Source organism: Actinomycetospora chiangmaiensis DSM 45062, assembly GCF_000379625.1.
In the GTDB taxonomy this organism is placed as follows: domain Bacteria; phylum Actinomycetota; class Actinomycetes; order Mycobacteriales; family Pseudonocardiaceae; genus Actinomycetospora; species Actinomycetospora chiangmaiensis.
This window is the reverse complement of sequence record NZ_KB903226.1, coordinates 1-24454: the sequence shown is the minus strand read 5'-3', so window position 1 is coordinate 24454 and position 24454 is coordinate 1. Positions and strand designations below refer to the sequence as shown.

30 protein-coding genes are annotated in these 24454 nt (G+C 73.7%); 13 read left to right on the top strand and 17 right to left on the bottom strand.

Annotated features, from left to right (window positions below; genetic code table 11):
* Positions 1-57: 57 nt before the first annotated feature.
* The 3 genes from A3CO_RS0112335 to A3CO_RS0112325 all read left to right on the top strand — a co-directional run bounded on the left by A3CO_RS0112335 (position 58) and on the right by A3CO_RS0112325 (position 1415).
* Positions 58-288, top strand: coding sequence for a hypothetical protein (locus A3CO_RS0112335; protein WP_157647481.1), 231 nt, complete (start codon positions 58-60; stop codon positions 286-288).
* A 434-nt stretch (positions 289-722) separates the two neighbouring features.
* Positions 723-1061, top strand: coding sequence for an ANTAR domain-containing protein (locus A3CO_RS34970; protein WP_026204537.1), 339 nt, complete (start codon positions 723-725; stop codon positions 1059-1061).
* Positions 1062-1214: 153 nt separating this feature from the next.
* The gene (locus tag A3CO_RS0112325) at positions 1215-1415 is read left to right on the top strand and encodes a hypothetical protein (protein ID WP_018332558.1); all 201 of its coding nucleotides are present in this window, start codon (positions 1215-1217) and stop codon (positions 1413-1415) included.
* Between the two features lie 93 nt (positions 1416-1508).
* Here the strand turns inward: A3CO_RS0112325 and A3CO_RS31765 are convergent, their stop codons facing one another.
* Both A3CO_RS31765 and A3CO_RS38045 read right to left on the bottom strand, forming a co-directional pair.
* Positions 1509-2252, bottom strand: a complete 744-nt coding sequence (locus A3CO_RS31765) for a class I SAM-dependent methyltransferase (RefSeq protein ID WP_157647477.1) — start codon at positions 2250-2252, stop codon at positions 1509-1511.
* Positions 2253-2419: 167 nt separating this feature from the next.
* The gene (locus A3CO_RS38045) at positions 2420-2593 is read right to left on the bottom strand and encodes a hypothetical protein (protein ID WP_157647475.1); all 174 of its coding nucleotides are present in this window, start codon (positions 2591-2593) and stop codon (positions 2420-2422) included.
* Positions 2594-2758: 165 nt separating this feature from the next.
* On the opposite strand from A3CO_RS38045, the gene A3CO_RS39480 reads away from it, so the two are divergent.
* Together A3CO_RS39480 and A3CO_RS39475 are read left to right on the top strand one after the other, a co-directional pair.
* Entirely contained in the window at positions 2759-3007 is a 249-nt protein-coding gene (locus A3CO_RS39480) for a cupin domain-containing protein (RefSeq protein ID WP_018332555.1), read from the top strand.
* The gene (locus A3CO_RS39475; protein WP_018332554.1) at positions 2995-3399 is read left to right on the top strand and encodes a cupin domain-containing protein; all 405 of its coding nucleotides are present in this window, start codon (positions 2995-2997) and stop codon (positions 3397-3399) included. The genes A3CO_RS39480 and A3CO_RS39475 overlap by 13 nt, the downstream gene beginning before the upstream one ends.
* Positions 3400-3439: 40 nt before the next feature.
* On the opposite strand, the gene A3CO_RS31755 is transcribed toward A3CO_RS39475, so the two are convergent.
* Positions 3440-4312, bottom strand: coding sequence for an alpha/beta fold hydrolase (locus A3CO_RS31755; RefSeq protein WP_018332553.1), 873 nt, complete (start codon positions 4310-4312; stop codon positions 3440-3442).
* Positions 4313-4408: 96 nt separating this feature from the next.
* Between A3CO_RS31755 and A3CO_RS0112300 the strand changes: the two genes are divergently transcribed.
* The 3 genes from A3CO_RS0112300 to A3CO_RS0112285 all read left to right on the top strand — a co-directional run bounded on the left by A3CO_RS0112300 (position 4409) and on the right by A3CO_RS0112285 (position 6262).
* A complete protein-coding gene (locus tag A3CO_RS0112300; RefSeq protein ID WP_018332552.1) occupies positions 4409-4873 on the top strand; it encodes a MarR family winged helix-turn-helix transcriptional regulator in 465 nt (154 codons plus the stop codon).
* A 298-nt stretch (positions 4874-5171) separates the two neighbouring features.
* A complete protein-coding gene (locus A3CO_RS0112290; protein ID WP_157647473.1) occupies positions 5172-5552 on the top strand; it encodes a hypothetical protein in 381 nt (126 codons plus the stop codon).
* A gap of 254 nt (positions 5553-5806) precedes the next feature.
* Positions 5807-6262: a RidA family protein gene (locus tag A3CO_RS0112285; protein WP_033414342.1), complete on the top strand. Its 456-nt coding sequence runs from the start codon at positions 5807-5809 to the stop codon at positions 6260-6262.
* Positions 6263-6332: 70 nt separating this feature from the next.
* Here the strand turns inward: A3CO_RS0112285 and A3CO_RS31750 are convergent, their stop codons facing one another.
* On the bottom strand, positions 6333-7166 hold the full coding sequence (locus A3CO_RS31750) for a helix-turn-helix transcriptional regulator (RefSeq protein ID WP_033414341.1): 834 nt from the start codon (positions 7164-7166) through the stop codon (positions 6333-6335).
* Positions 7167-7379: 213 nt separating this feature from the next.
* On the opposite strand from A3CO_RS31750, the gene A3CO_RS0112275 reads away from it, so the two are divergent.
* A complete protein-coding gene (locus tag A3CO_RS0112275) occupies positions 7380-9260 on the top strand; it encodes an FAD-dependent monooxygenase (RefSeq protein ID WP_018332547.1) in 1881 nt (626 codons plus the stop codon).
* 33 nt (positions 9261-9293) lie between these two features.
* Here A3CO_RS0112275 and A3CO_RS0112270 read toward each other — a convergent pair whose 3' ends face one another.
* Complete coding sequence (locus tag A3CO_RS0112270) at positions 9294-10058, bottom strand: alpha/beta fold hydrolase (protein ID WP_018332546.1); 765 nt, start codon at positions 10056-10058, stop codon at positions 9294-9296.
* A 112-nt stretch (positions 10059-10170) separates the two neighbouring features.
* Positions 10171-10353: a hypothetical protein gene (locus tag A3CO_RS0112265; RefSeq protein WP_157647471.1), complete on the bottom strand. Its 183-nt coding sequence runs from the start codon at positions 10351-10353 to the stop codon at positions 10171-10173.
* A 355-nt stretch (positions 10354-10708) separates the two neighbouring features.
* Here A3CO_RS0112265 and A3CO_RS31745 point away from each other — a divergent pair, with 355 nt between their 5' ends.
* A complete protein-coding gene (locus tag A3CO_RS31745) occupies positions 10709-11794 on the top strand; it encodes a YncE family protein (protein ID WP_051085931.1) in 1086 nt (361 codons plus the stop codon).
* Here A3CO_RS31745 and A3CO_RS31740 read toward each other — a convergent pair.
* The 8 genes from A3CO_RS31740 to A3CO_RS0112220 all read right to left on the bottom strand — a co-directional run bounded on the left by A3CO_RS31740 (position 11755) and on the right by A3CO_RS0112220 (position 18888).
* Positions 11755-12360, bottom strand: coding sequence for a TetR/AcrR family transcriptional regulator (locus A3CO_RS31740; protein ID WP_018332543.1), 606 nt, complete (start codon positions 12358-12360; stop codon positions 11755-11757). The two genes, A3CO_RS31745 and A3CO_RS31740, sit on opposite strands and share 40 nt — an antisense overlap.
* Positions 12357-12680 carry a DMT family transporter gene (locus tag A3CO_RS0112250; protein ID WP_018332542.1) on the bottom strand — a complete coding sequence of 108 codons (324 nt, stop codon included), beginning with the start codon at positions 12678-12680 and terminating at the stop codon, positions 12357-12359. Before A3CO_RS0112250 ends, A3CO_RS31740 begins: the two co-directional genes overlap by 4 nt.
* Complete coding sequence (locus A3CO_RS38040) at positions 12677-13033, bottom strand: DMT family transporter (RefSeq protein WP_026204536.1); 357 nt, start codon at positions 13031-13033, stop codon at positions 12677-12679. The genes A3CO_RS0112250 and A3CO_RS38040 overlap by 4 nt, the downstream gene beginning before the upstream one ends.
* A gap of 68 nt (positions 13034-13101) precedes the next feature.
* The gene (locus A3CO_RS0112240; protein ID WP_018332540.1) at positions 13102-13920 is read right to left on the bottom strand and encodes an SAM-dependent methyltransferase; all 819 of its coding nucleotides are present in this window, start codon (positions 13918-13920) and stop codon (positions 13102-13104) included.
* A 96-nt stretch (positions 13921-14016) separates the two neighbouring features.
* Positions 14017-14964 (bottom strand): M56 family metallopeptidase, encoded by a 948-nt coding sequence (locus A3CO_RS31735; protein WP_018332539.1) that lies wholly within the window; start codon positions 14962-14964, stop codon positions 14017-14019.
* A 19-nt stretch (positions 14965-14983) separates the two neighbouring features.
* Positions 14984-15394, bottom strand: a complete 411-nt coding sequence (locus A3CO_RS0112230; RefSeq protein WP_018332538.1) for a BlaI/MecI/CopY family transcriptional regulator — start codon at positions 15392-15394, stop codon at positions 14984-14986.
* 78 nt (positions 15395-15472) lie between these two features.
* Positions 15473-18049, bottom strand: coding sequence for an FtsX-like permease family protein (locus tag A3CO_RS0112225; protein WP_084681765.1), 2577 nt, complete (start codon positions 18047-18049; stop codon positions 15473-15475).
* On the bottom strand, positions 18046-18888 hold the full coding sequence (locus A3CO_RS0112220) for an ABC transporter ATP-binding protein (RefSeq protein ID WP_018332536.1): 843 nt from the start codon (positions 18886-18888) through the stop codon (positions 18046-18048). Before A3CO_RS0112220 ends, A3CO_RS0112225 begins: the two co-directional genes overlap by 4 nt.
* A gap of 156 nt (positions 18889-19044) precedes the next feature.
* On the opposite strand from A3CO_RS0112220, the gene A3CO_RS0112215 reads away from it, so the two are divergent.
* Together A3CO_RS0112215 and A3CO_RS0112210 are read left to right on the top strand one after the other, a co-directional pair.
* Entirely contained in the window at positions 19045-19743 is a 699-nt protein-coding gene (locus A3CO_RS0112215; RefSeq protein ID WP_018332535.1) for a DedA family protein, read from the top strand.
* 155 nt (positions 19744-19898) lie between these two features.
* Entirely contained in the window at positions 19899-21824 is a 1926-nt protein-coding gene (locus A3CO_RS0112210; protein WP_018332534.1) for an APC family permease, read from the top strand.
* A 55-nt stretch (positions 21825-21879) separates the two neighbouring features.
* Here the strand turns inward: A3CO_RS0112210 and A3CO_RS0112205 are convergent, their stop codons facing one another.
* Complete coding sequence (locus A3CO_RS0112205) at positions 21880-23040, bottom strand: magnesium transporter CorA family protein (RefSeq protein WP_018332533.1); 1161 nt, start codon at positions 23038-23040, stop codon at positions 21880-21882.
* A 245-nt stretch (positions 23041-23285) separates the two neighbouring features.
* Between A3CO_RS0112205 and A3CO_RS0112200 the strand changes: the two genes are divergently transcribed.
* Positions 23286-23798 carry a hypothetical protein gene (locus A3CO_RS0112200; protein ID WP_018332532.1) on the top strand — a complete coding sequence of 171 codons (513 nt, stop codon included), beginning with the start codon at positions 23286-23288 and terminating at the stop codon, positions 23796-23798.
* Positions 23799-23812: 14 nt separating this feature from the next.
* Here the strand turns inward: A3CO_RS0112200 and A3CO_RS31730 are convergent, their stop codons facing one another.
* On the bottom strand, positions 23813-24091 hold the full coding sequence (locus tag A3CO_RS31730; protein WP_018332531.1) for a hypothetical protein: 279 nt from the start codon (positions 24089-24091) through the stop codon (positions 23813-23815).
* Between the two features lie 56 nt (positions 24092-24147).
* Positions 24148-24438 carry a VIT1/CCC1 transporter family protein gene (locus tag A3CO_RS0112190; protein WP_084681785.1) on the bottom strand — a complete coding sequence of 97 codons (291 nt, stop codon included), beginning with the start codon at positions 24436-24438 and terminating at the stop codon, positions 24148-24150.
* Positions 24439-24454 lie beyond the last annotated feature (16 nt).

The window sequence follows — 24454 nt, the reverse complement described above, 5'->3', positions numbered from 1 at the left end:
CGGATGAGGTCACCGACGCAGGAGCGACCGTCGAGTCGCACGATCATGGAGCCCGCCGTGTGCCCGCCGACCACCCGAGCCGACGACCACGGGCACCCCGAGACCGACGACGTGTGCGGCGGCGCCGGTGTGATCGGTGCGTCCGTGCGTCAGGATCACCGCGGCCAGGTCGTGCAGGGCGAGGTGGTGGCTCTCCACCAGTTCCCCTGGCCCGACGCCGACCAGCTCGAGATCGGGCTCATCATCTCGGTCGCCCGGCTCCGCGAGCAGGACACGGTCGCCTCGTAGCAGTCGACGACGGGACGGATCCGCGCTCTTCCGGACGCTCGGACCGTGCGGCTGCGATATCTGATTGCGAACAACCTGATCGATCAGCGAGATTCGCCGACCAGCCGCGATGCTCGGACTTTCACCGACGAGGGGAGCGCCGTGAGCCCGAACGAGCCGTCTGCCGCTCCGGCAACTCCCGCTGCAGCGTCCGGTGCAGCGGACGTCGACACCGTCGCGGGCCGCGACCTCCTGCGCGAGGCCCTGGCGACTCGAGGGCGACGACGTCACCGACGTCGCCGACCTGAGCGAGTCCGCGGAGATACCGTGGCCGCGACTGGCTCCTCACGTCCGTGCCGCCGGCTACGGCTCGGTGCTGTCCTGTCAACTGGTGGCCAGGGGCGCGGCCGGTGCGCTGAACCTGTGGGGTCGCGCTCCGGGGTGCTACACGGTCCATGACCGGCGGCTCGGGGCGCTGTTCGCCGATCAGACCGCCGTCGCGCTCGCCGGCCCGTCGCTCGGGGGAGCTGCACCGCAGCCTCGCGAGCTGCGACGTGATCGCGCGCGCCAAGGGCATCCTCATGGAACGGTTCCGGATTCCCGACCCCGACGCCTTCGCGATGCTGGTCAAGTCCTCCCAGGACACCAACATCAAGCTGGTCGACGTCGCGACCTGGTTGGTCGACGACGCCGAGGCCACCTACGCTCGTCAGAACACCGCCGACCCCGCCCGCCCCGCACCATCTGGTGCCGGCGACGGGCGCAGCGACGACAGCGGTCACCACGGGCGCTGATGCGGGCGCGGGTCGCCACACGGGTGACCGTCGGCTGCCGGGGACAGCTGATCGGGCCCCGAACGTCGCAGCGTCGGTGTGCGGACAGCGGGCACCCGACTCGTGTCCGGCTCAGTCCACCCGGGCGCGTCGACCCCTGGCGGAAGCGAAGTGATGGCGTCCGACGTGCGCGATCTGCACATCCTGACCGACCCCGGGCTCGACCTGGACGTGGCGCTGGACCTGCTCGAACACTGCGCGCTGCAGCGGGTCCTCCACCGCAGCCTCCCGGCCGGTCAGGGCGTCGACGAGGGTGCCGAAGCGATCCTCCGGGCCCGCCTCACCCTCGACCGGACCGCACCTGGGATCTGCTAAACCGGGCACGGGAGGACTGCGAGAGCGGGGACCATCGCCGTGTCGCCCTCCCGCTGATGAGCGTGGCCGTCCGTCCGGGAGGTCCGTGGGGCATCAGGTGCGCGAGCCGGGACGGGAACGCTCCGAGGATCCTGCGGCGGGGGCGCGGGCGACGATGTAGTGCTGGGGCGGGAAGGTCGCCGTGGCGCGTTCGACCCGGACGTCGAATCCGGCCGCGCGGAGGTGCGGTGCGTATTCGTCCTCGACGTGGGCGAGGTCGGAGATCACCAGCGTGCCCTCGGGGCGCACCAGGCGCACGGCCTCGTCCAGCGCGGCCCGCCGCTCGGAGACGTGTGCGAGGTTGTGCAGGCACAGGGTGGACAGGACCACGTCGACGCCGGCGTCGGGCAGATCGACCTCGCGGATGTCGCAGCGGTGCACCCTGACCCGGTGTGCGACATTTTCGCGCTCGGCGTTGTCGCGCAGTCGGTCCGCCGAGTTGCCCGAGAGGTCGGTGGGGACGAACAGGTCGACGGCGTGCACCGGGCCGTGGGTGCGGTGGGCCGCGCCGACGGCGAGCAGGCCCGCCCCGGCTCCCAGGTCGACGACCACCTCGTCGCCGGACCAGGGAACTTCGTCGAGGAGTCGGTCGCGGAGGGTGTGCTTGCCGCGCAGGACGTAGTGCCCGCCCCAGACAGCCGGGACGGCGGTGACACCGGCCGCGAGCGCTGCCGACACCGCGAGGGTCGGGCGGGTCCTGATCGATCCTGCAGCGACGGTTGCCAGGCCGACCGTCAGTCCGCTCAGTCCCAGGAGGTAGGGCCACCCGTCGATGCCGTACCGGCTCGGGCTCCGCATGCGGTGACCGTAGTGGCCGGCGGGCACGGCGATCTCGATCAGGACGACCCGCCCCGCGATGCCGGCGTCATACGCCTCGACCCTGCCCCATGGACGAACGTCCGCCCGTCCGCAGCTCCGACGGCTGGACGTCAGGTTCGACGACGGGCGCGGTGTGCCCGACCAGCTCAGTCGCCCTGGCGGCGGGACACCACCACGGACAGGGCGATCGCGCCGATGATGACGATGCCGACCGCCACCACGGTCACCCCGGTGTCGCGCAGGAAGCCTGCATATGCCGCCACTGCCACGAGCACGACCAGGACGACGGCTCCCGCGACCCACATCAGTCGGCTCGACATGCTCGGAACTGTGGCAGGTCGCGGTGTGATGCGCCGCACGAAACGAGCGAGGTCACGGCGCCGGGTCAACACGACGTGAAGCGGTGATCATGCTCCTAGTAGTTGCATGAGCTACGTAGTTGCGTGATCTGCTCCGTCCGGACCAGTGGACCGGGAGGAGCGGGAATGGACGGCATGAACCGGCGGGACGCGTTCAAGGTGGCGGGGGCGGGTCTGGTCGGGGGCGGTGCCGCACTCGGCGCGGCGGCTCCCGACGGCGCGCCGGTTCCCGACGCGGCCGCGCAGGGTCCGGGCTCACACCTGTTCCACCTCACGGCGGCGAAGCCCTCGGAGTACGACAGCGGAACGCTGCGGGGTGCGAACGGGCAGACGTTCCCCGTGCTGCGGGGCAGGACGCCTCGGTGTACTTCGTGACCCTCGAGGTCGGGGGCATCCGGGAGCCGCACTGGCACCCGAACGCCTGGGAGCTGAACTTCGTGGTGTCCGGACATGCGCACTGGACCGTGCTGGGAACCCATCCCGACGGCAGCTATCACCACGACGAATTCGATGCCGGGCCCGGCGACCTGGTCTTCGCCCCGACCGGCTTCTTCCACTACTTCGCGAACACCAGCTCGACCGACCCGTTGACGGTGCTCATCGTCTTCAACTCGAGCACCCCGGAGCCGAACGACGACCTCGGCATCGTCGGGTCCTTCAACTCAGTGCCCCGCGCGATCCTCGCTGCGACCTTCGGCATCCCCGTCTCGGCCCTCGACGCCATCCCGACCGAGATCAAGCCCGTCGTCATCACCCGCGCCCGCTGAGTCCCGGTGGGCCGGCGCGGGTCCGCCGTGGTCGCCCCGGTCATGTCGCCGCTGCCCGCGGCTGGGCCTGCGTCGCGGCGAGGTCGGCGCCGGGCAGCCCGTCGATGAACGCCAGGACCTGGGCGGCGTACTCCTCGGGCGCTTCGAGGGCGAGGTAGTGCCCCGCCCCGGCGACGGTCACGTGGGTGAGGTCCGGGGCCACCCCACGGATCGAGGTGGGCACGACGTCGCCGCCCGTACTGCTGATGGTGCGGACCGGGACCGTCAGGGCGGTGGCGGCGAGCACCCGGAGGTCTGGGCCCTCGCTGAGGAGGGAGCGGTAGAGCGCCGCAGCACCGGCGAAGCCCTCGTGTCCGGTGTAGGCGTCGACGATCTCTCCGAGCAGGGTCGGGTCCGGCGGGCGCAGAGTCTGCGGGGTGACGACGTGGTCGAGGAGGAAGGCGCGCTCCCGACCCGGCAGGAGCAACTCGGGCGCGCCGGGACTGGAGAGCATGCCGATGTACCAGGCGGCGCCGGCCAGGACCTCGAACCCGTACCCGGGCAGGACGGTCTCCACGGCGGTCCAGCTGGCCACCAGGTCGGGACGGGTCACGGCGAGGCGATGGCTCAGCGCCCCGCTGACGTCCTGGCCGACGAGGTGTACGGAGCCGGCGTCGAGGGCCACGATCGCCTCGGCGAGAGTCCGTGCGTGGGCGGCGCTGTCGAAGTCCGTGTGCGCCTCGGAGTCGCCGAATCCGGGAAGGTCCACCGCGAGGACCCGGTGGTGGGCGTCGAGCAGCGGGATGACCGCGGCGAAGGTGGCCGCGGTCTCGGGGAAGCCGTGGACGAGCAGGATCGTGCTCCCCGTGCCGGCGTCGACGACGTGGAGGCGGGCGTCGGTGAGGTCGAGCGTGTGGTGGTCGAGGACGGTCATCGGAGCACTCCCTGATAGGCAACTCGGTTGTCCAATTAACCGTAGGCGTAGACAACCGGGCTGTCTATCTTGACCTTGCTCGACTACGCTCCTCGCGTGGTGAACGAGGGCGCGGAGCTCGCGCTGCTCCTGCTGGGCGGCTTCCGGGCACTGGTCGAGCAGGCTCAGGAGCAGTTGGAGCAGCACGGGCATCCCGGAGTGCGGCCCGTGCACGAGTTCGCGCTGCGTGCCGTCGCCGAGGGGGCCGGGACGACCTCCGAGCTCGCCCGTGAGCTGGGGGTCACGAAGCAGGCTGCCGCGAAGACGGTCGCGTTCCTTCTCGAGCGCGGGTATCTCGACCAGGGCCACGACGCGCACGACGCGCGCCGCAAGACGCTCGCCGTCACCCAGCTCGGGAACGACCTGTTGACCCTCGGGCAGCAACTGTTCGACGGACTGCGTGAGCGGTGGGCCGCCCGGATCGGCGACCGCGAACTCGACGCCATCCAGTCCCACCTCCGCGATCTCGTCAGCACCGGCACGACACGCTTCGACACGGCCGGATGGCTCTCGGCGCCGTAGTGCAGCTCACCGGCCTGGCTCCGCGATCGACGAGCTGCGCCTGGAAGCGGGACGGGCGGTTCGCGGGGTACGCGCGGATGTCGCTGATGCGGCCGTGGCGCACGACGAGGAAGTCCAGGCCGGTGGAGCCGCATCCGCCGACGGTGCACGTGGCGTGATTGCGCCGCGCGGAGACGGCTCCGTGCCTGGATCGGCACGGCGACGTGAACGGCGCCGACGACCGGTGGCGGCGATCTCGTCGAGGCGCTGTGATGCTGTCCGAAGCGCGGAATCTGATCAGGGGAAGTAGGCGACGAACGTGTCCGAGACGCAAGAGTCACCGACATGGCGGGTGCTGGGCTTCGGCAAGCACCCGGAGAACGCCGCGGCGATCCAGTCGCGACTGCGGGCGGCCGGCCTCGCCGCCACCCACTTCGCCCTGACCGACGACGAAGCCGGCGACACGCTGCTGGTCCGCGAGCTGGGCGCGGCCGACTACGACGGGGTGATGATCGGCGGCTTCATCAACGGCCAGGATCCCGAGGACCCGCCGACCGAGGAGAGGACGCGCTGGTTCAACCGGATTCTCAACCTCATCCACACCCACGCCCCCACCGCGAAGATCATCCTGGTGCGCACACCCACCGACGCGCTGCCCGCCGTCTCCCGCGTCCTCGGAGAGCCGGCGCCGAACTCGTGAGCGGGCCCGGTCGCCCCGCCGCCGCCCTCGGCCGTGGCACTCGTCGCGGCTCAGTCGGGGTCCCGGCTCTCCCCGGAGGCTAGGAGTCGCGGGGCTACCGTGGACGGCTGCGCTGAGTCACCTCGTGCTCTACCGTCCCGCACTGTCGTGCCCCGGACGGGTGCCGGCGCCGCAGGTGGTCGCCCGCGAGGGCGGTACGGAGCACCGGTGCGGCGGCGTGCCGTGGATCGGGCATCCGATGGAGGGGGAACAGCATGGCGGCATGGCAGCTCGGAGACCCGTTACCGGCCCCACGGCCGCCGCAGGGCAACTACGTCCCGGCGGTGCGCGCGGGGGACCTGCTCTTCCTGTCGGGGGCGGGGCCGGCTCTCCCGGAGGGAGGTTGGGTCCTGGGCAAGATCGGGTCGGGTGGGCTCGACCTGGCTGAGGCCCGGGCTGCGGCCCGGCTGACCGGGCTGCAGTTGCTGGCCGCGATGCAGGCCGAGCTGGGCGAGCTCGACCGGGTCGAGCGGGTGGTGAAGGTGTTCGGGATGGTCAACTGCGCTCCCGGGTTCACCGCGACCCCCCAGGTCATCGACGGTTGCTCGGACGTACTCGTCGAGGTCCTCGGAGATCGGGGTCGGGGAGCGCGCAGCGCGGTCGGGCTGGCCGAGCTGCCCATCGGGATCGCCGTCGAGATCGAGGCCGTCGTGCAGGTCCGGGCCCGGTAGCCCGGGCAGGGTCGGTGAGGGCGGGGAGAACCGCCCTGGACGGCAACCCGGCAGCACGAGGAGCTGCGGCTCAGTCCGGGGCTGGTTCGCTGCCGCGCTCCGGGGCCCCGGAGGGGGCACCGGCCGTCGAAGCCAGTCGGGCGAGGGCGTGCGCATCGGGGCTGCCGGGGGGTGCGGTGACGACGAACAGGGTCTGTCCCTCGGTGCCGTCGACGGCGAAGGTCTGGTAGCGCAGGCCCGCGAAGTCGCCGCCGGGATGGCCGTACGGGTCTTCGCCCGACAGGGCCGACGTGACGTCGTGGCGGGCCCAGATGCGACGGAAGTCCGGGCTCTCCCGCTGCAGGTCCTCGACGAGTTCCGCGACGTCGGGGGCGGCGAGATCGCTGCCGACGCGTGCTCGGAAGTAGGCCACGGCCTGGGACAGGACCGCCTCGAGGTCGTGGTAGCGCTCGCGTCCCTCGGTGTCGAGGAAGAAGGAGCGCAGCATGTTCGTCCCGGGTTGCGCCACCGGCGTCAGCGCCCGGGCGAGTGAGTTCGCGGCGAGGACGTCGAGCCGGCATCCGTGGATGAAGGCCGGGGTGGTGACCCACGCGTCGAGCAGGTCCTGCAGGTGCGGCGAGACGCGCTCGTGCGACGGCGCCCGGAACCGGCGCGACGCGCTCCGCCTCGACGAGGACGCCACCGCCCATGCAAGGCTCGCGAGCACGGCCTCCGAGGGCTGGTGGTCCCGGCCCTGTTCCAGGCGCATGTAGTAGTCCGCGCTCAGGCCGGCGCGCACGGCGACCTCGCCGCGACGGAGCCCGCGCACGCGACGACGACCGTCGACCGCGATCCCGACCTCCTCGGGCGTGACCTGCTCACGACGCGCCCGGAGGAACCGGGCCAACTGCAGTGAACGCTCCACGCCGGCCCCTCAGCGACTCCGACTGCAACAGCCCCGCCGTACCGGGCTGCCGGAGCAGGATAGTGACCACGCCGACGAGCAGCATCGCCGTCACGAGAGCGGCCAGGGCCGCCAGGTCCGCCCACCGGACGATCCGGAAGAGCGGAGAACCGACCGGGGAGCGGCGGCGCCGGTGAGGATGCGGGGGCAGGCCCGAGACGAGGAGTCGCCCGCATGCAGTTCTATCTCGACGGCTACGAGCCGGGGGACCCGCGCGTCCGCCCTCCGCACCCGACGGTGGCGGAGCGGGGGGCAGAGCCGCCGGACACCGCGGACGTGGTGATCGTCGGCAGCGGTCCGGCCGGCCTGGTCCTCGCGGCCCAGCTCGCGGAGTTCCCCGAGGTGCGCACGGTCCTGGTCGACCGTCGCGACGGGCCGTTGGCGGTCGGGCAGGCCGACGGTGTCGCGTGCCGGACGGTGGAGATGTTCGAGGCGTTCGGCCTCGCCGACCAGCTCGTCGCCGAGGGTTATCAGGTCAACGAGGTGACCTTCTGGCGGCCGGACCCCGAGGACCCGTCGTCGATCGTGCGGACCGGCCGGGTGGACGACGTGGAGGAGGGCATCTCCGAGATGCCCCACATGATCGTCAACCAGGCGCGGATGCTCGCCTACCTCCGCGAGCACGCGGCCCGCTCGGCGACCCGCGCCGAGCCCTGGTACGGGCTGCGGGCCGTCGATGTGCAGGTCGACACCGACCCGGCGGTCGAGCACCCGGTGACGCTCACCCTGCAGTCCACCGACGGTGGGACCCGCACGATCCGCACGCGGTACGCCGTGGGCTGCGACGGCGCGCGCAGCGCCGTCCGGGAGGCCATCGGCGCCCGACTGCACGGGGAGACCACGCACCGCTCGTGGGGCGTGCTCGACGTCCTCGCCGTGACCGACTTCCCCGACATCCGGCTGAAGTCCGCGATCACCTCGGCCGAGGGGAGCGTCCTGATCATCCCGCGCGAGGGCGGCTACCTGGTGCGGCTGTACGTCGAGCTGGACGACGAGCGCGACGCGGCGATGCTGCGCGACCGGAGCACCACCCCCGAGAAGCTCGCGGCGGTCGCCAACCGCATCCTGCACCCGTACACGATCGACGTGCGCCACGTCGGGTGGTGGGCGGTGTACGAGATCGCCCAGCGCGTCTGCGACCGCTTCGACGACGTCCCCGTCGGTGTTCCCGACGACGGCGCCGCCGCGCGGATGCCACGCGCGTTCATCGCCGGGGACGCCTGCCACACCCACAGCGCGAAGGCCGGTCAGGGCATGAACGTGTCGATGGCCGACGCGTGGAACCTCGGCTGGAAGCTCGGCACCGTACTGCGTGGCACCTCCCGGCCCGCGGTCCTGCGGACCTACTCGACCGAACGGCAGGTGGTCGCGCAGCAGCTGATCGACTTCGACCGCGAGTTCGCGGCCCTGTTCGGCGACCGCGACGCCGAGCCGGAGAAGTTCCAGCACTACTTCCGGGAACAGGGCCGCTATACCGCCGGCGTCGCGGTGCGCTACGCCCCGTCGATGCTGACCGGGGAGCCGACCCACCAGCACCTCGCCGAGGGCTTCACGATCGGGATGCGCTTCCACTCCGCGCCGGTGATCCGGCTCGCCGACGCCAAGCCGATGCATCTCGGGCACGCCGCGCGCGCGGACGGCGCCTGGCGGCTCTACGCCTTCGCCGACCGCGCGCGCCCGACCGCAGCCGACTCCCGCCTCCGAGCCTTCTGCGACGCGCTCCCCGCACTGATCACGCGGTTCACACCCGCCGGCACCGACCCGGACGCCGTGCTCGACGTCCGCGCGGTCCTGCAGCAGGGCCACCGCGAGCTGACCGTGGCCGACCTGCCCCCGGTGCTCCTGCCACGCAAGGGGCGCTTCGGCCTGGTCGACTACGAGAAGGTCTTCTGCCCCCGGCCCACGGCCGACCTGTTCGACCTGCGGGAGATCGACCGCGACCGGGGCTGCCTCGTCGTCGTGCGCCCCGACCAGTACGTGGCCCAGGTGCTGCCGCTCGACGCGTCGTCCGACCTCGTCTCGTTCCTGGCGGGCCCCCTCGTCCCGGCGCGGTGACCGAGCCCGGACGGGCCCGGCTGAAGCGTCCGCTCAGGCGCTCCAGGCCCGTGCTCGCCAGAAGGCGGTGAGCACGCGCGCCGCGCGGGCCGGGTCCTCGGTCATCCACCAGTGGCCCAGCTCGTCGAGCACCGCGACGTCGGCGCCGGCGCGTTCCGCGGCACGTCGTCGGAGCTCCTCGGAGCCCACGAAGTGGTCGGCGGTGGCGAGGATGGCGAGGCCGGGGCGGGCGGCCAGCGTCGGCAGGTCCCGGCCGATCTCGGCCATGACCGGTTGGGTGGCGGAGCGGTAGAGCGCGAGGACCGCGCGCTTCATGTCCTCGCCCTGAACACCCGCGATCTGCAGGGCCTCCGCACGGCCGATGCCCCGCGACTCCATGCGCTCGGCCCGCTGTCCGGGAGTGCCGCCGAACATCCGGTCGAGGCTCGCTTCTCCGTCACCCGGCGTCTGCCAGGTCTGCGCGAGGTCGTGCCACACGTAGTCCGGTTCGAAGAGGCCCAGCGCGTCGTCGGCCCAGCTGCGCACCAGCTCCGGCCGTCGCAGGAGGGCGGTCACGACGTGGCCGCCGCCCCAGTCGTGGCCGAGCAGGTCGACCGGCCGGTCGAAGCGCTCGAGCTCACCGATCAGCCAGTCGCGGTAGGCCGTCACGGTGGCGGGGAAGTCGTCGGGCAGGGGGACGCCGAACCCGGGCGGGGACAGTCGCACCACGTCCTCGACGCCCGCGCGGGCCAGCTCGGCGACGAGCGGGTCCCAGATGGCCGCGCTCTCCGGATTGCCGTGCACCAGGACCACCGTCATGCCGTCGCATCCTGCTCCCTCGGCTCCACCGCGGCTACGTCGCCGCCGCTGGTGTCGATGTCGTCCGGTCGGGGAGGTCACCCGGGTGCGGTGGACCTGTCCGGCAGGACATCTAGGCCGCGGCGAAGGCGGCGGCCACGGTCACGACGCCGGCGGAGCAGGCGGCGGTGCCTCCGAGGGCGGCCACGAGATCGCCCCGGGGCAGCTCGCCACGCTCGACGCCTCCCCAGATGGCCAGCGTGGCGCAGGCCAACACCACCCACAGCGAGACGACCACGACGAACAGCGCCAACATGATCGCCCGCACAGCACCCCCGTCTGGCGGAGCGCGATCCACGCCCCGCGGCCTGTCCTGTGGAAGAGCGTGCGCGCGACGCGAGGGAGGACGCCCCGGTCGACCCTTCCAGTCCGCCTTCCAAGCGACCGCACGCTCGCGGCGGGCGCTCCTGGTCGGCCGTCCTGCCGGAATGGCGTGGTCACGTCCTGGCGGACCGGGGCGCAGGACCGGATCAGGCGGGCTGCCGGAGCTCGACGCGGTTGCCCTCGACAAACCCCGACGCGGTCGACGCCGAACGCGGGTCATGGCTCCCCCCGGTGATCGGCCCTCCCCGTCCACGGCGACCCCGGTCGGGCGGCGACGGACGATCGACGTGGCCGTGGCGACGGTCGTGGTCCTCGCCGGCCTGCTCGCCGGCTGCGGCTCGTCGGGCGCCCCGGCCACGCCGGCACCCACGTCCACCGCCCCGACGACCACCGAGTCCCCGGCGACCCCCTTGGCCGAAGCTCCCGAGCCTGCGGTCTCGCCACCCGCGCAGGCCGGGTTGCCGGGGACGGTGATCCCGCTGGCGGGAGCGCCGGAGGGGATCGCGGTGACGGCGGGGGGCACGGTGGCGGTGAACGTGCGCAACCCCGACGGACTCGACATCCTGCCCATCGACGCGGTCCGGCCGGGATCTACGACCCCGCCCCCGACCTTCGTCGCCCTGCGCAGCGAGGGGCGTCACCTCACCCTGGTCGGCCCGGACGGGCCGGCCCTGTCCGCCGGGGAGAAGGACGGCACCCTGTCGGTCATCGACCTGCGCGGCGGTCGGATCGACTACACGGTGCCCACGACCGGCCCGGCGCCCCACGAGGCCTTCGCCGTCGGCGCGGACACCATCTTCGTCGCCAACGAGTTCGGGAACTCCTTCTCGATCATCCGCGACCGTCAGGTCGTCCGCACCGTGCCGACCTCGCTGCAGCCCGGCGGGGGCGCCGCGACCGCGGACGGCCGTGACGCGGTCGGGGTGGGGGTGCGGGGGCGGCAGATCACGGAGTACACCGCGACCGGTGACATCGTGGGCAGCGCCAACTGCGGCGCCGGCCCCACCCACACCGTGGCCGGCGACGACGGCCTGTTCTGGGTCAACGACACCAACGGCGACGCCGTCCTGGGCTTCGAGGCGACCCCCGGCGGGCCCCGGCAGGTGGCGAGCATCCCCACCGGGCCGGGCTCCAAGCCCTACGGCGACGCCTACGACACGGCCCGCCACACGTTGTGGGTCACGCTCACGGGGAGCAACGAGCTCCTCGGGCTCACCCTCTCGGGGACCGGGATCCGGCACCGCGTCGTGATCCCGACCGTGCGCCAGCCCAACAGCGTCGCCGTCGACCCCACGACCGGCGAGGCCGTGGTCACCGGTTCGACCACGGACGGTCAGCTCCAGTTCGTGACGTATCCGGACGCGCTGCGCTGACCGGATCCGAGTGCCGTGCGGAGCAGGGTCTCGAGCTCGCCGACCCGGGGAGTGTCGCCGGTGGCGAGGGCCTGCAGGAAGTAGCCGTCGACGGTGACGGCGAAGCCACGGACCCGGTCGGGATCGGTGGTGTGGTGGCGGGCGAGGTCCGCGAGCAGGCCGGTCCAGAGGGCGACGGCGTCGCGCAGCGAGGGGCGTCTCGCGGCGAGGGCGTACAGCTCGTAGCCGGCGGCGACGCGGTCGCGGTTGGCGGCGAACAGCCCGACGAGCTCGGAGGCGAACCAGCGCACGTCGCTGCCTGCGGGGACGTGCGGTACGGCCGCGACGAGGTGTTCGGTGGCCGAGCGCAGCGCGGCGGAGAGGAGGTCGTCGAGGGCGTCGAAGTGGTGGGAGACCGCACTGCGGGGCAGGCCGGCCTCGGTGGCCACCGAGCCGTGGGACACCCCCGCCACGCCGTGGCGCGCCACGACGGCGAGGACCGCCTCGATCAGCGCCGCCCGCCGGCGCAGGCCGCGCCGTCGACGGCCGTCGGGTTCCCGGTCCTCGTCGGGGAGTCCGGCGGTCACGAGGCGGCGCCGTGGACCACGACGACGCCGAGGACGACCAGGGCGAGTCCGAGGGCGTGCCGTCGGGAGAGGTGGTCGCCGAACACGACGGTTCCGGCGGTGGCGGCGAGCACGATGCCCGACCCGCTCCAGATGCCGTAGCCGACGGCGAGGGACAGGCCCTGCGCGATGGCCCGCGACATGAGGACCACCGACACGGCCATCCCGGCGAAGGCCGCAGCCACCCACGCCCGTCGTCGTGACCCGTCCGAGGCGCGGGTCGCGGCGATCCCGACCCCCTGCGCGACGACCGACCCCGCGAGCAGGAGCGTCGCGCTCACGGGTGCGGCCGCGGCGTCGAGGGGCGGGTCTGCAGGATCAGGGCGCCGAGCATGATCAGGACGAGGCCGACGCCCTGCCAGGGCGCGAGCGGGTCACCGAAGAGCAGCGTGCTCGACACGGTCGCCATGACGAGGCCGCACCCGGTGAGGGTGCCGTAGGCGATGCCGAGGGTGAGCCCGGACTCGAGGGCGCGGGAGAACAGCACCATCGTGCCCGTGTAGCCGGCCAGGACGCCCACCGAGGGCAGCGGCTCGCTGAAGCCCTTCGACGCGTGCAACAGCAGGGTGCCGCCCACCTCGCACAGGATGGACGACGCCAACAGCAGCAAGCCGACCGATCTTTCGGGACGCACGTCCCATGAGTAGCACGTTCGGCGGCGGCCGGCTCGACGCCTCCGCCCCGACGAGCGGGTGCGGTGGTTCAGCCGGGGCCGAGGCGGGCGAGGCCGGCGTAGAACCCGGCCTGCTCGGGACGGGCCGCGAGTCGGTCGTGCGGGCCGGGGAGGTCGGGGCGCCACGCGGAGGTGAACACGACCCCGGGATCGAGCACCTGGAATCCGTCGAACAGCGCGGTGACCTCGGCGTGGGTCCGCAGGGTGATCGGGCTGGTGGACTGCTGGTACAGCGCGGTGCCGATGCCGGCGCCGACGGGTTGGTGGTCGCCGGTGCCGTGGCTGAGGGCGAGGTAGCTGCCCGGGGTCAGGGCACCTCGGTAGCGCGCGAGGACCCCGGCCGGGTCGTCGGCGTCGGGCAGGAAATGCAGGGCCGCGACGGCGAGCAGCGCGACCGGGCGGGAGAAGTCCAGCAATTCGGCAGCGTCCCGGCAGACCCGGTCGCTGTCGCGGAGGTCGGCGTGCACGACCGTCGCCCGGTCGTGGCCGCGCAACAGTTCCTGGGCATAGGCCACCGCGACCGGCTCGCGGTCGACGTAGACCACCCGGGCGTCGGGCGTGCTGCGGGCGGCGACCTCGTGGACGTTGCCGACCGTCGGGATGCCCGAGCCGAGGTCGAGGAACTGGTCGACGCCGCACCCGACGAGGTGGGCGACGACGCGGTTGAGGAACGCCCGGTTGGCCCGCGCGATGGCGGGCAGGGCCGGCCGGACGGCGATGGCCCGGTCCGCCAGGGCGCGGTCGACGGCGAAGTTCGCGCTGCCGCCCAGGTAGTAGTCGTACATCCGGGCCGCGTTGGCCGGACCGACGTCCTGACCGGCCGCGTCCGCCGGGCCGACCTCGCTCATGAGGTCCGAGCGTAACGAGCGACCTCGACACGGCGGAGGAGCGCGACCCGCGCCGGAACCGACGGGACGGGGTGGCCGGCGCGGCTCGGACCGTGATCAGCCGGTGGTGGCGTGGCGGGCGAGTTCGAGCAGCGCCTCGAAGTCCTGCTGGGCCTCGAGCGTGCTCAGCGCGGCGAGCAGCACGACACCGACGGCGGCGAGCAGCCAGCCGCGGCGTGCGGTGAGCAGGGCGGAGCTCAGCAGGGCGGCGACGCGGCGGGGCACGTCGCCGGCGTCGCGGGGCAGGGCGGGGGTGATGCCCAGCCCGAGGGCCGGCCGGGCGCCGGACGTCGTGGCGGCACGGCCGGCCAGGGCGGCCCGCCCGATGGCGTGGGCGACGACCGGCCGGTCGCCCACGGCGCGCGCGGCGTCCTCGTCGGCCCACCGCTCCACGGTGTAGCCGACGGCGCGGGCGACCGGGCGCAGCGTCGGGTTGAGCGCGGCGGCGAGGTGGACGGCGGTCAGGAACCGGATGTGGTGGTGGGCCAGGTGGGAGCGCTCGTGCGCGATCAGGGCACGCTGTTCGGCCGGGGACAGCGCCTCGAGCATCGCGGTCGAGACCACGATCCGCCCGGGGCGCCCGGGGGCGGCGTAGGCCTCGGGGGCGGGGTCGGGCACGACGACGAGCTCCTCGTGGCCGGGGAGGGCCCGGGTGTGGCGGTGTGTGGCGGCGAGGGCGCGGGCGCGTCGGGTCGCGACCCGGCCGAGGGCGGCGCCGGCGGCGGTGAGCAGGGCCCCGGCGGCGACCGCGACCCAGATCGAGGCGGGGTCGTCGCGGGAGACGACGGTGAGCGAGTAGCGCGCGAGGTCGGCGAGCAGCGGGATGCGCAGTGCCGCGGTCGCGGCCAGGAGCGCGAGGGCGGCGGTGCTGCAGCCGGCGAGCACGACGGCGGCGGCCGTGAGCAGCCAGGTCGCCAGGCGCGGCGGCAGCCGGTGCGCCAGGGCGCCGGCGCCCCAGACGGACAGCAGCGGCAGCAGCAGGGGCGCGAAGACCGCGATGCGCATGCGGGGTACCTCGCCGGGCTCAGCCGTGCTCGCCGAGCAGGCGGCGCAACACGGCCTCGTCGGTCTCGGAGAGTTCGGAGACGAAGCGGGCGAGGACGGCGGCGTGGTCTCCTTCGTCGGCCAGGGCCCGGTGCATCCGGGCGGCCGCCATGCCCTCCGGGGAGGCGGCGGGGGCGTAGCGGTGGGCGCGCCCGTCGAGGGAGCGGGTCAACAGGCCCTTGGTGTGGAGGCGGCCGAGGATCGTCACCACGGTGGTGTAGGCCAACGGCGGGTGGTCCGGCGACTGGCGGTGGAGCCGGTCGCGGACCTCGCCGGCGGTCAGCGGTGCCTCGGCCGCCACGAGCAGGGACCAGACCTGGTTCCCGAGCGCCCCGGGGGCACGGCGGTCCCCCCGCCGGGGGGCCGGGGGTTCCCCGGTGGACGCGCTCATGACCGGCCGCTCCCTCCTGCCGTCCGCGCACACCGGCCGACCGTTCGGACTCTACAGCGCTGTAGAACGCCCACGGCCCTAGGTGGCGGCCAGGCCGGTGAGGACGTCGGCGCGCGCGGCCCGGCGGGCGGGCCCGACGGCGGCGAGCAGTCCGACCAGGACGGCCCCGACGGCGAGGGCGGCGACGGTGGCCCACGGCACCGAGAGGGTGGTGACGCCGTAGCCGGTCAGCAGTCGTTGCCCGGCGGCGCCCCAGCCGAACCCGAGCACCAGACCGACCACGGTGCCGTGGAGCGACACCGCGAGCGCCTCGAGCCGGACCATGGTGCGGATCTGGGCGCGGGTGGCGCCGACCGCACGCAACAGCCCGATCTCGCGACGTCGTTCGACGACCGAGAGCGCCAGGGTGTTGATCACTCCGAGCACCGCGACCACCACGGCGAGGGCGAGCAGCCCGTAGAGCAGCTCGAGGACCAGGTCGACCTGGCCGCGCAGCGCGTTCTGGTGGTCCGCGCGGTTCTGGATCGAGACCTGCGGGTCGCCCGCCAGGGCCTGGTGCAGGGCCGGGCCGAGTCCGGCGGCGGCGCCGGGTGCGGCGAGCAGGGACAGGCTGAAGTCCTTGGCCAGCGGCTGGTAGCGGGCCAGGGTGTCCAGCGAGACCTGGAAGGTCGAGCCGTCCTTGCCGCCCCCGGGCGGGGGCTTGCTGATCGCCCCGACCGTCAGGTCGGCCGGGGTGCCGTCGACGAAGGTCAGGTGGACCGGCGAGCCGATCGTCAGCCCGTCGGCGAGGGCGCTCGCCTGGTCGACGTCGAGCTGGCCGCGGGCCAGCGCGCCGGTGTCGCCCGCGACGTACTGCGGTGCGGTCGCGGCGTCGAGGGTGGCGGTGTCGACCCCGGACAGCGAGACCTGTGCGCCGCGGAAGCCGGCGGGGGCGTAGCGCTGCCGGGTGACCGACGCGACCCCGGGCACGGCGCGCACCGCGTCGGTGACCTGCGGCGGCAACGGCTGCCCGCCGCGTCCCGAGAGCACGTAGTCCGCGCCGAGACCGCTCGAGACCTGCGCGGTGATCGAGGTGTCCAGCGACGACGCGAGGATGCCGAGGCTCGTCACCAGCGCGACCCCGACCGTCAGCGCGGCGGCGGTCGTCGCGGTGCGGCGCGGGGCCCGGACGGCGTTCCCGTGCGCGAGCCGCCCGACGGCGCCGAACAGGCGGGGATAGGCAGTGGCGAGTGCGGCGACCACGAGGCGCGCGAGCGCGGGCCCGAGCAGGACCAGGGCGACGAGGCTCGCCGCCGCACCGAGGGCGAACAGCCCGCCGCCGAGGAGCAGGTCCCCCGTGCGCGGGGTGAGCAGTGCGGCGGTGAGCAGCGCCCCGGCGGCGACGAGCAGGACCGCGCCGCCGACGAGGACCCGTCCGCGGCCGGTACCGGTCTCGGTGGGCGCTGCCGACTCGCGCAGCACCTCGGTGGGAGCGGCGCGCCCGGCCCGACGGGCGGGCCCGGACGCCGCGGCGACGGTCACCCCGATCCCGAGCAGGAAGGCGGCGGGAGCGGTGTAGCCGGGAACGACCAGCCCCACCGCGGACAGGTCGATCCCGAGACCGCGCAGGACGGCCTCGAGAACGGCGCAGAGCCCGAGGCCGGCGCCGAGCCCGACGGCGGCCCCGAGCAGCCCGACGAGTACGGCCTCCCCGAGCACCATCGCGGTGACCTGGCCGCGGCGGGCTCCGACCGCACGCAGCAGGCCCAGTTCCCGCATCCGCCCGGCGACGAGCATGGTGAACGTGTTGACGATCAGGAAGCTGCCGACCAGCAGCGCCACAGCGGCCACGCCGAGCAGGGCGTAGGTGACCGTCGAGAGGAACGACGCGACCCGGGCGGCGGCGCTCGAGGCCTGCTGCTCGCGGGTGGCGACGTCGACGGCGGAGCCGAGGGCCCGCGCGACCGCCGGGGCGAGCGCGGCGTCGTCGACCCCGGGGGCGGCGTCGGCGGTGACCGCGGTGAACCGGCCGGGTTGCCCGAGCAGCGCTGTCTGCGCGGTCGGGGTGTCGAGGAAGACCAGTCCGACCCCGGGGTTCGTCCCGGCGGACGCCGCGAGCCCGACCAGCGTGGCCCCGGTGGTCGCCGCGGGGGTGACGAGTCGGACCGGGGAGCCGAGGTCGAGGTGCGCGGCGACCGCGCTGGGGGCGTCGAGCACGACCTGTCCGGGCCCGGCCGGTGCGTGCCCGGCGGTCAGCGTGGCGATCGGGTGGGCGCGGAGGTACCAGTTGTAGCCCAGGGTCGGTGCGCCGCTCTCGGGGCCGACCGGCTGCCCGGCCGCGTCGACCACGGTCACGTCCTGGGTCGCGACCTCGCCGTGGGCGGCGGCCACACCCGGCGTCCGGGACACGGCGTCCACCGCGTCGGTGGGCAGGGTGGGGACCGAGCCCGAGATCGCCTGGTCCTCGACCTCCACGGCGAACGCGGCACGGGGGCTGGCGGTCACGTCGGCGGCGCCGGAGGTGAACAGGCCGGTGAAGGCGGCGTTGATCGTCGCCGAGAGCACCAGGGTGGCGACCACGAACCCGACCCCGAGGGCCACCACGACCACCGAGAGCGTCATCCGGGCCTTCGAGGCCGCGACCGACCTGGCCGCGACCCGCAGCATCGTCCTCATCGGCCGGTCTCCCGGGTGTCCTCGCCCGCGGCGCTGGCGCTGCCGAGCGCGTCCTGTTCGAGCCCGGCCATGGTCTCGAGCACGTCCGGGGCGCTCGGGGCGCGGAGCGTCGTGACGACGCGGCCGTCGAGCAGGAACAGGACCCGGTCGGCGTGGGCGGCCGCGGCCGGGTCGTGGGTCACCAGGGCGATCGTCTGACCGAGGTCGTCGACGCTGCGTCGGAGCAACCCGAGGACCTCGCCGGCGGCGCGCGAGTCGAGGTTGCCGGTCGGCTCGTCGGCCAGGATCAGCTCGGGGCGCCCCACCAGGGCGCGGGCACAGGCGACGCGCTGCTGCTGTCCGCCGGAGAGCTCGCCGGGCCGGTGGGCCAGCCGCGGGCGCAGCCCCAGGGTGTCGATGACCTGCTCGACCCAGTCGGTGTCCAGTGTCCGGCCGGCGAGGTCGGCCGGCAGGGTGATGTTCTCCTTCGCATTCAGGGTGGGCAGCAGGTTGAACGACTGGAAGACGAACCCGACCCGGTCGCGGCGCAGCTCGGTGAGGGCGCGTTCCGGGAGCCCGGTCAGCTCCTGCTCGCCGATCCAGACCCGGCCCTCGGTGACCCGGTCCAGGCCGGCCACGCACTGCATCAGCGTCGACTTGCCCGACCCGGAGGGCCCCATCACCGCGGTCAGCTCGCCGCGGACGAAGCCGGCGTCGACCCCGTCGAGCGCGGTCACCCGGGTCTCCCCGGAGCCGTAGACCTTGCTCACGCCCTCCGCGCGCGCGGCGTACCGCTGACCCGGCAACGGTCCGGTGCTCGGCGACACCGTCTCGGTGCGGTGGCCGGACTCGATGCTCACCTGGGCAACCTCCGTGATCGGGACACTGGTCCTACGGCGACGGGGACGGCCGGTGGCCGAATCGACTTCTACATCGCAGTAGAGGAGTAGTGTTCTACACGTGTGTAGAGGACAGGTCGTCGGCGGGTCCGGCACCCGGACACGGCGGGCGCCGCGGTGAGCGCGCCGCCCGCGCTGCCCGGGGTGTTCGCCGCCCTCGCCCCGATCCTGAACGGCTACGGCTACCTGGCCGTGGGTGGGCTGCTCTTCCTCGAGGACTTCGGCGTCCCGGTTCCGGGCGAGACGATCCTGATCGCGGCCGCGGTCTACGCCGGCGCCGGCCAGCTCAACGTGGCCGTGGTCCTGCTGATCGGCGTCGTCGCCGCGGTCGCCGGGGACAACGTGGGGTACGCCGTCGGCCGCTACGGCGGGCGCCGCCTGGTCGACCGGGTCGGGCGCTACGTCGGCCTGACCCCGGCCCGGGTCGGGCGGGCCGAGCGCTTCTTCGCCCGGCACGGCGGCAAGATCATCGTGGTCGCCCGCTTCGTCGAGGGGCTCCGGCAGGCCAACGGCATCATCGCCGGGCTCACCGGGATGCCCTGGCGCCGGTTCCTGGGCTTCAACGCCCTCGGGGCGGTGCTCTGGGTCGGGGTGTGGACCGGTCTCGGCTACCTCGCCGGCGCCCACATCGACGAGGTCTACCGGACCGTGACCCGCTACGAGGTCTACCTGCTCGTCGCCCTCGCCGTCGTGGTCCTCGCCCTGGTGGTCCGGCGGGTCCGCCGCCACCGCGGATCGGGGGTCGACGCCCCGGACCACGACGCCGCGACGGGCGGGAACCGCAGTGATGACGCGGGTCCGGATACGCGTCCTTGACGGACGGGCGAAACGGGCAAAGGCTGCGAACAGCACGACTATCCGGATATCCGGGTCGGGAGAGCGCAGAACACGTCCGGTCCCGACCCAATTTTTGCGCGTTATTGTCGGCGACCGACCGATGATCCACCCCGCCCTTTCCTAGCCTCGGCGCCGTGTGGGGTGCGACGCTCTCGAAGCGGCTGCTGGTCGGGCGTCCGATGGCCTCGAACCGGCTGGGGGAGACCCTGCTGCCGAAGTGGCTCGCGCTGCCGATCTTCTGCAGTGACGCCCTCTCCTCGGTCGCCTACGCCACGGAATCCATCCTGGTCGCGCTCTCCGCCGGGGGACTCGCCTTCCTCGCCGCGGCCCCCTGGATCACGGTCGTGGTGGCCGTTGTCCTCGTGGTGGTCGTGGCGTCCTACCGCCAGACCTGTCGCGCCTACCCCCGCGGCGGCGGGTCGTACATCGTGAGCCACGAGAACCTCGGGCCCTCCGCCGGACTGGTGGCGGCGGCGGCGCTCCTCGTGGACTACGTCATGACCGTGGCGGTCTCGATCGTGGCGGGCACGGCGGCGATCACCTCGGCGATCCCGGAGGCCGCGCCCCACACCGTCGCCATCGCGATCGGCCTCGTCGTCGTGCTGACCGTCGTCAACCTGCGGGGGCTGCGCGAGACCGGCACGGTCTTCGCCGCTCCGACGTACGGCTTCGTCGTCATGATCTTCGTGATGTTCGGGTGGGCGGCGACGCGCTCGGTCACCGGAGGCCACCTCGTCGCGGAGAGCGCCGGGTTGCCGGTGCTGCCCACCGAGCACGTCACCGGCCTGCTCGCGCTCCTCCTCGTGCTCCGCGCGTTCGCGCAGGGCTGCACGGCCCTGACCGGGGTGGAGGCGATCAGCAACGGCGTGCCCGTGTTCCGGGCGCCGAGGGCCCGCAACGCCGCGACCACGCTGAGCCTGCTCGCGGCTCTCGCGGTGAGCATGGGGGTCGGCATCACGATCCTCGCCGTCGTCAGCGGGGTGCACACCGCCGCCGACCCGTCCCAGCTCGGCCTCCCCGCGGGCGCGACGCCGCGCACGGTGCTCGCGCAGGTCGCCGCCGCCGTGTTCGGGGACGGGTCGATCGGCTTCTACGCGCTGCAGGCGTTGACCGCGGGCATCCTCGTCCTGGCGGCGAACACCTCGTTCAACGGGTTCCCGGTCCTGGCCTCGATCCTGGCGCGGGACCGCTACCTCCCGCGGCAGTTCTACACGCGCGGGGACCGGCTGGTGTTCTCCAACGGGATCGTGCTGCTCGCCCTCTTCGCGATCATCCTCATCTGGGCCTTCGACGCGAACGTCAACGCGCTCATCCAGCTCTACGTCGTCGGCGTCTTCATCGCCTTCACGCTGTCCCAGCTCGGCATGGTCCGGCACTGGCAGCGTCAGCTCGCCGAGCCCGACGCCGAGGGCAGGGCCCCGAAGCGCCGGGCCCAGGCCATCAACGCCGTCGGCGCCGTCGCCACGGGGACGGTGCTCGTCGTCGTCCTGGTCACCAAGTTCCTCGACGGCGCGTGGATCGTGGTCGTCGCGGTCCCGGTGCTCGTCGTCCTCATGCGCGCGGTGTCCCGGCACTACGCCACCGTGGCCGGCGAGACCGCGCTCGCCGAGTCGCGGCCGCTCGGCCCCAGCCGCAACCACGTGATCGTGCTCGTCGCGTCGGTCAACGGCCCGACGCTGCGGGCCCTCGCCTACGCCCGGTTCCTGCGTCCCGACACGCTGGCCGCGGTCACGGTGCCGGTCGACGACGACCCGGAGGACCTGCGGAAGGCCTGGGACGCCGCTGACACCGGCGTCGCCCTCACGGTGCTCGACTCGCCCTACCGCGAGATCACCCGCCCCATCCTCAAGTACGTCAAGGACTTCCCGCGTCGCGGCCCGCGGGACGTGGTGACGGTCGTGATCCCGGAGTACGTCGTCGGGCACTGGTGGGAGCAGCTGCTGCACAACCAGAGCGCACTTCGACTCAAGGCCCGCCTGCTCTTCCAGCCCAGCGTGGTCGTCATCGACGTGCCGTGGCACCTGCGCTCGGCCGCCGTGGCCCCGCTGCCGGGCGGATAGGAGCCATCCCGCCGACGGGCGGGCGCCCGGTGCCCGCGGGTGCGGGCCCGCGGCGTCAGATCCAGTGCTTGCGCTTGAAGGTCACGAACAACGCCCCGGCGATGACGACCATGAGTGCCACGCTCGTGACGAAGCCCCACGGTTGCTGGAAGCCGGGGTACGGGACGTTCTGGCCGTAGAACCCGGTGACCGCCGTCGGCACCGCGATGATCGCCGCCCAGCACGTCAGCTGGCGCATGATCTCGTTGAGCCGGTTGCCCTGGATCGTCAGCCGGGTCTCCAGGATGGTCGTCACGAGGTCCCGCAGGCTGTCGGTCCAGTCCGTGGCGCGCAGGACGTGGTCGTAGACGTCCTGGAAGTAGGGCCCCATGGCCTCGTCGACGACGTGCAGATCGCGGCGCATCACGGTGTTGAGGACCTCGCGCATCGGCAGCACGACGCGGCGGATCAGGACGAGGGAGCGGCGGAGTTCGAAGCTGCGCCGCTGGAGCTCCTGGCCGGGGTCGACCTCGGCGAACAGCTGGTCCTGCACCTCCTCGATGTGGTCGTCGAGGGACTGCACGGCGGTGAAGTGCCCGTCGACGATCTGGTCGAGCAGCCCGTGGAGGAGGAAGGCCACGCCGCTGGTGGCCAGCTCGCTCGAGGAGTCCCAGCGGGACACGAGGGCCTGCGGATCGAACCCGTCGTCCTTTCGGACGGTGATCAGGGCCCGGGCGGTCACGAACGCCGCCAGCTCGCTGAGCGCCACCTCGCCGGTGTCGCCGTCGAGGGCGACCGCGTAGGCCGACAGCAGCAGGTGGTCGTCGTAGCGGTCGAGCTTCGGACGCTGGTGCTCGTGCACGGCGTCCTCCACCGCCAGCGGGTGGAGGCCGAACTCCTCGGTGAGCACCGCGAGGTCGCCCAGATCGGGGTCGTGGAGGTCCAGCCAGACCACCGTGTCCGGATCGTCGTCGAGCTGGTCGGAGAGCTGCGCGACGGGAAATCCCTCGGCCACCAGCACCCCGTGGCGCCAGGCGCGCGTCCGGGCCGGACAGCGCGTCGGGGACTCCTCGGTCAACGCCCGGCGCGCCGCCTGTGCGGGATCGCCGCCCGCGAACGTCTCACCCTCCACCGGCCGCGCCCGCAGGCCGCCACCGGCGCCGCGTTCGTCCCCGGCCTCCGGGACGTCCGCCTGCGGCCGGACGCGGTCGCGCTCGAGGGCCGCTCGCGCGGCCATGCCTGGCCTCATGCTCGTCATCAGTACCCCGACCTCGCTCTCCGTCCTCCAGGCGCGGCCCATCATCGACGCGGCGGGCAAGCGCGCGGTAAACGCCGGGACGACGCGGGCCCTCCCACCGTTCCGGTGTCGCCGTTCCGGTCGACCGGTCGGAGGCTCGTCCCGGAGAACCCGGTGCTTACCTCGGCCCTGACAGGGTGCTCCCCCTCGCGGGAGGGGATCCCGCACCGGGAGCGGAGGACGACGTGGCAGAGCTGCGCACACTGCGGGAACGGATCCGTGCGGTCGCCCGGGACCGGGTCGGTCCGACCGAGCAGTCCCTGCTGATCGCCTGGACCGGCTTCGGGGCGACCTTCGGCGTGACCCGCGCCATCACCCACTGGATCCGCGCCGGTCACGGGCCCGCGGGGGGCGGCATGAGCGCCGGTGGCCGGCACCTGCACCACTACAACATCGGGATCCTCCTGCTCGCCGCGGTCGGGGCCGTCGCGCTGCGCGGCGAGGAACGCCACCGCCGTCACCCGCTGACCGCGACGGCGTACGGCAGCGGGACCGCACTGATCGTCGACGAGCTCGCGCTGCTCATCGACCTGCAGGACGTGTACTGGTCGCGCGACGGACGCTCGAGCGTCGACGCCGCCGTGGCGCTGATCGCCCTCGGCGGGGTCTATCTCGCCGCCGTGCCGTTCTGGCGCGGCGCTGCGCACGAGGTGCTCGCCTCCGGTCCCGGCACGGTGCCGAGCGCCCGGGCCCGTTAGCCCGATCCCGCGGTTCACGGTCGCCACAGGGGGACGACCGCGACGATCACGTCGTCGAGATCGCCCTCGTCGAACGCCGCCCGCCGGCGCCGGCACTCCGTCACGGCCGACGCCGCGCCGTACGGGCCGTAGGAGTCGGTCTCGCCGGTCTGCGGGTCGTACGTGACGACGACGAAGCGCTCGGCACCGCCGGGATCGGCGGTCGACGGATCGCCGTCCCGCGCGCGGCGCCGCAGCACGGCCCCCAGGACGGCATCCGACCAGGATTCCCCCGGTCCCTCGTCGTTCGGCATCTCCTGTCCCGGCTCACGTCGAGCGGCAGATGGTTCCCCGGGGCACCCGCGTCGGCTCAGCCGACGGCGGTGCCGAGGGCGATGCCGATGCCGTAGGTGACGGCGAGTCCGAGGCCGCCGCCGATGACGACGCGCAGCATCGCCTTGAGCGGGGCGGCGCCGCCGAGGCGGGCGCCGGCCCAGCCGGCGATCCCGAGNGCGATCAGGACCGCGACCACGCAGACCGGGACGCGCCAGGTCGCCGGCGGCAGCAGGATCGCCAGCAGCGGGAGCAGCCCGCCGAGGGTGAAGGCGATGGCGGAGGTGACCGCGGCCTGGGTGGGGCTGGTGAGGTCGTCGGGGTCGATCTTGAGTTCGGCCTCG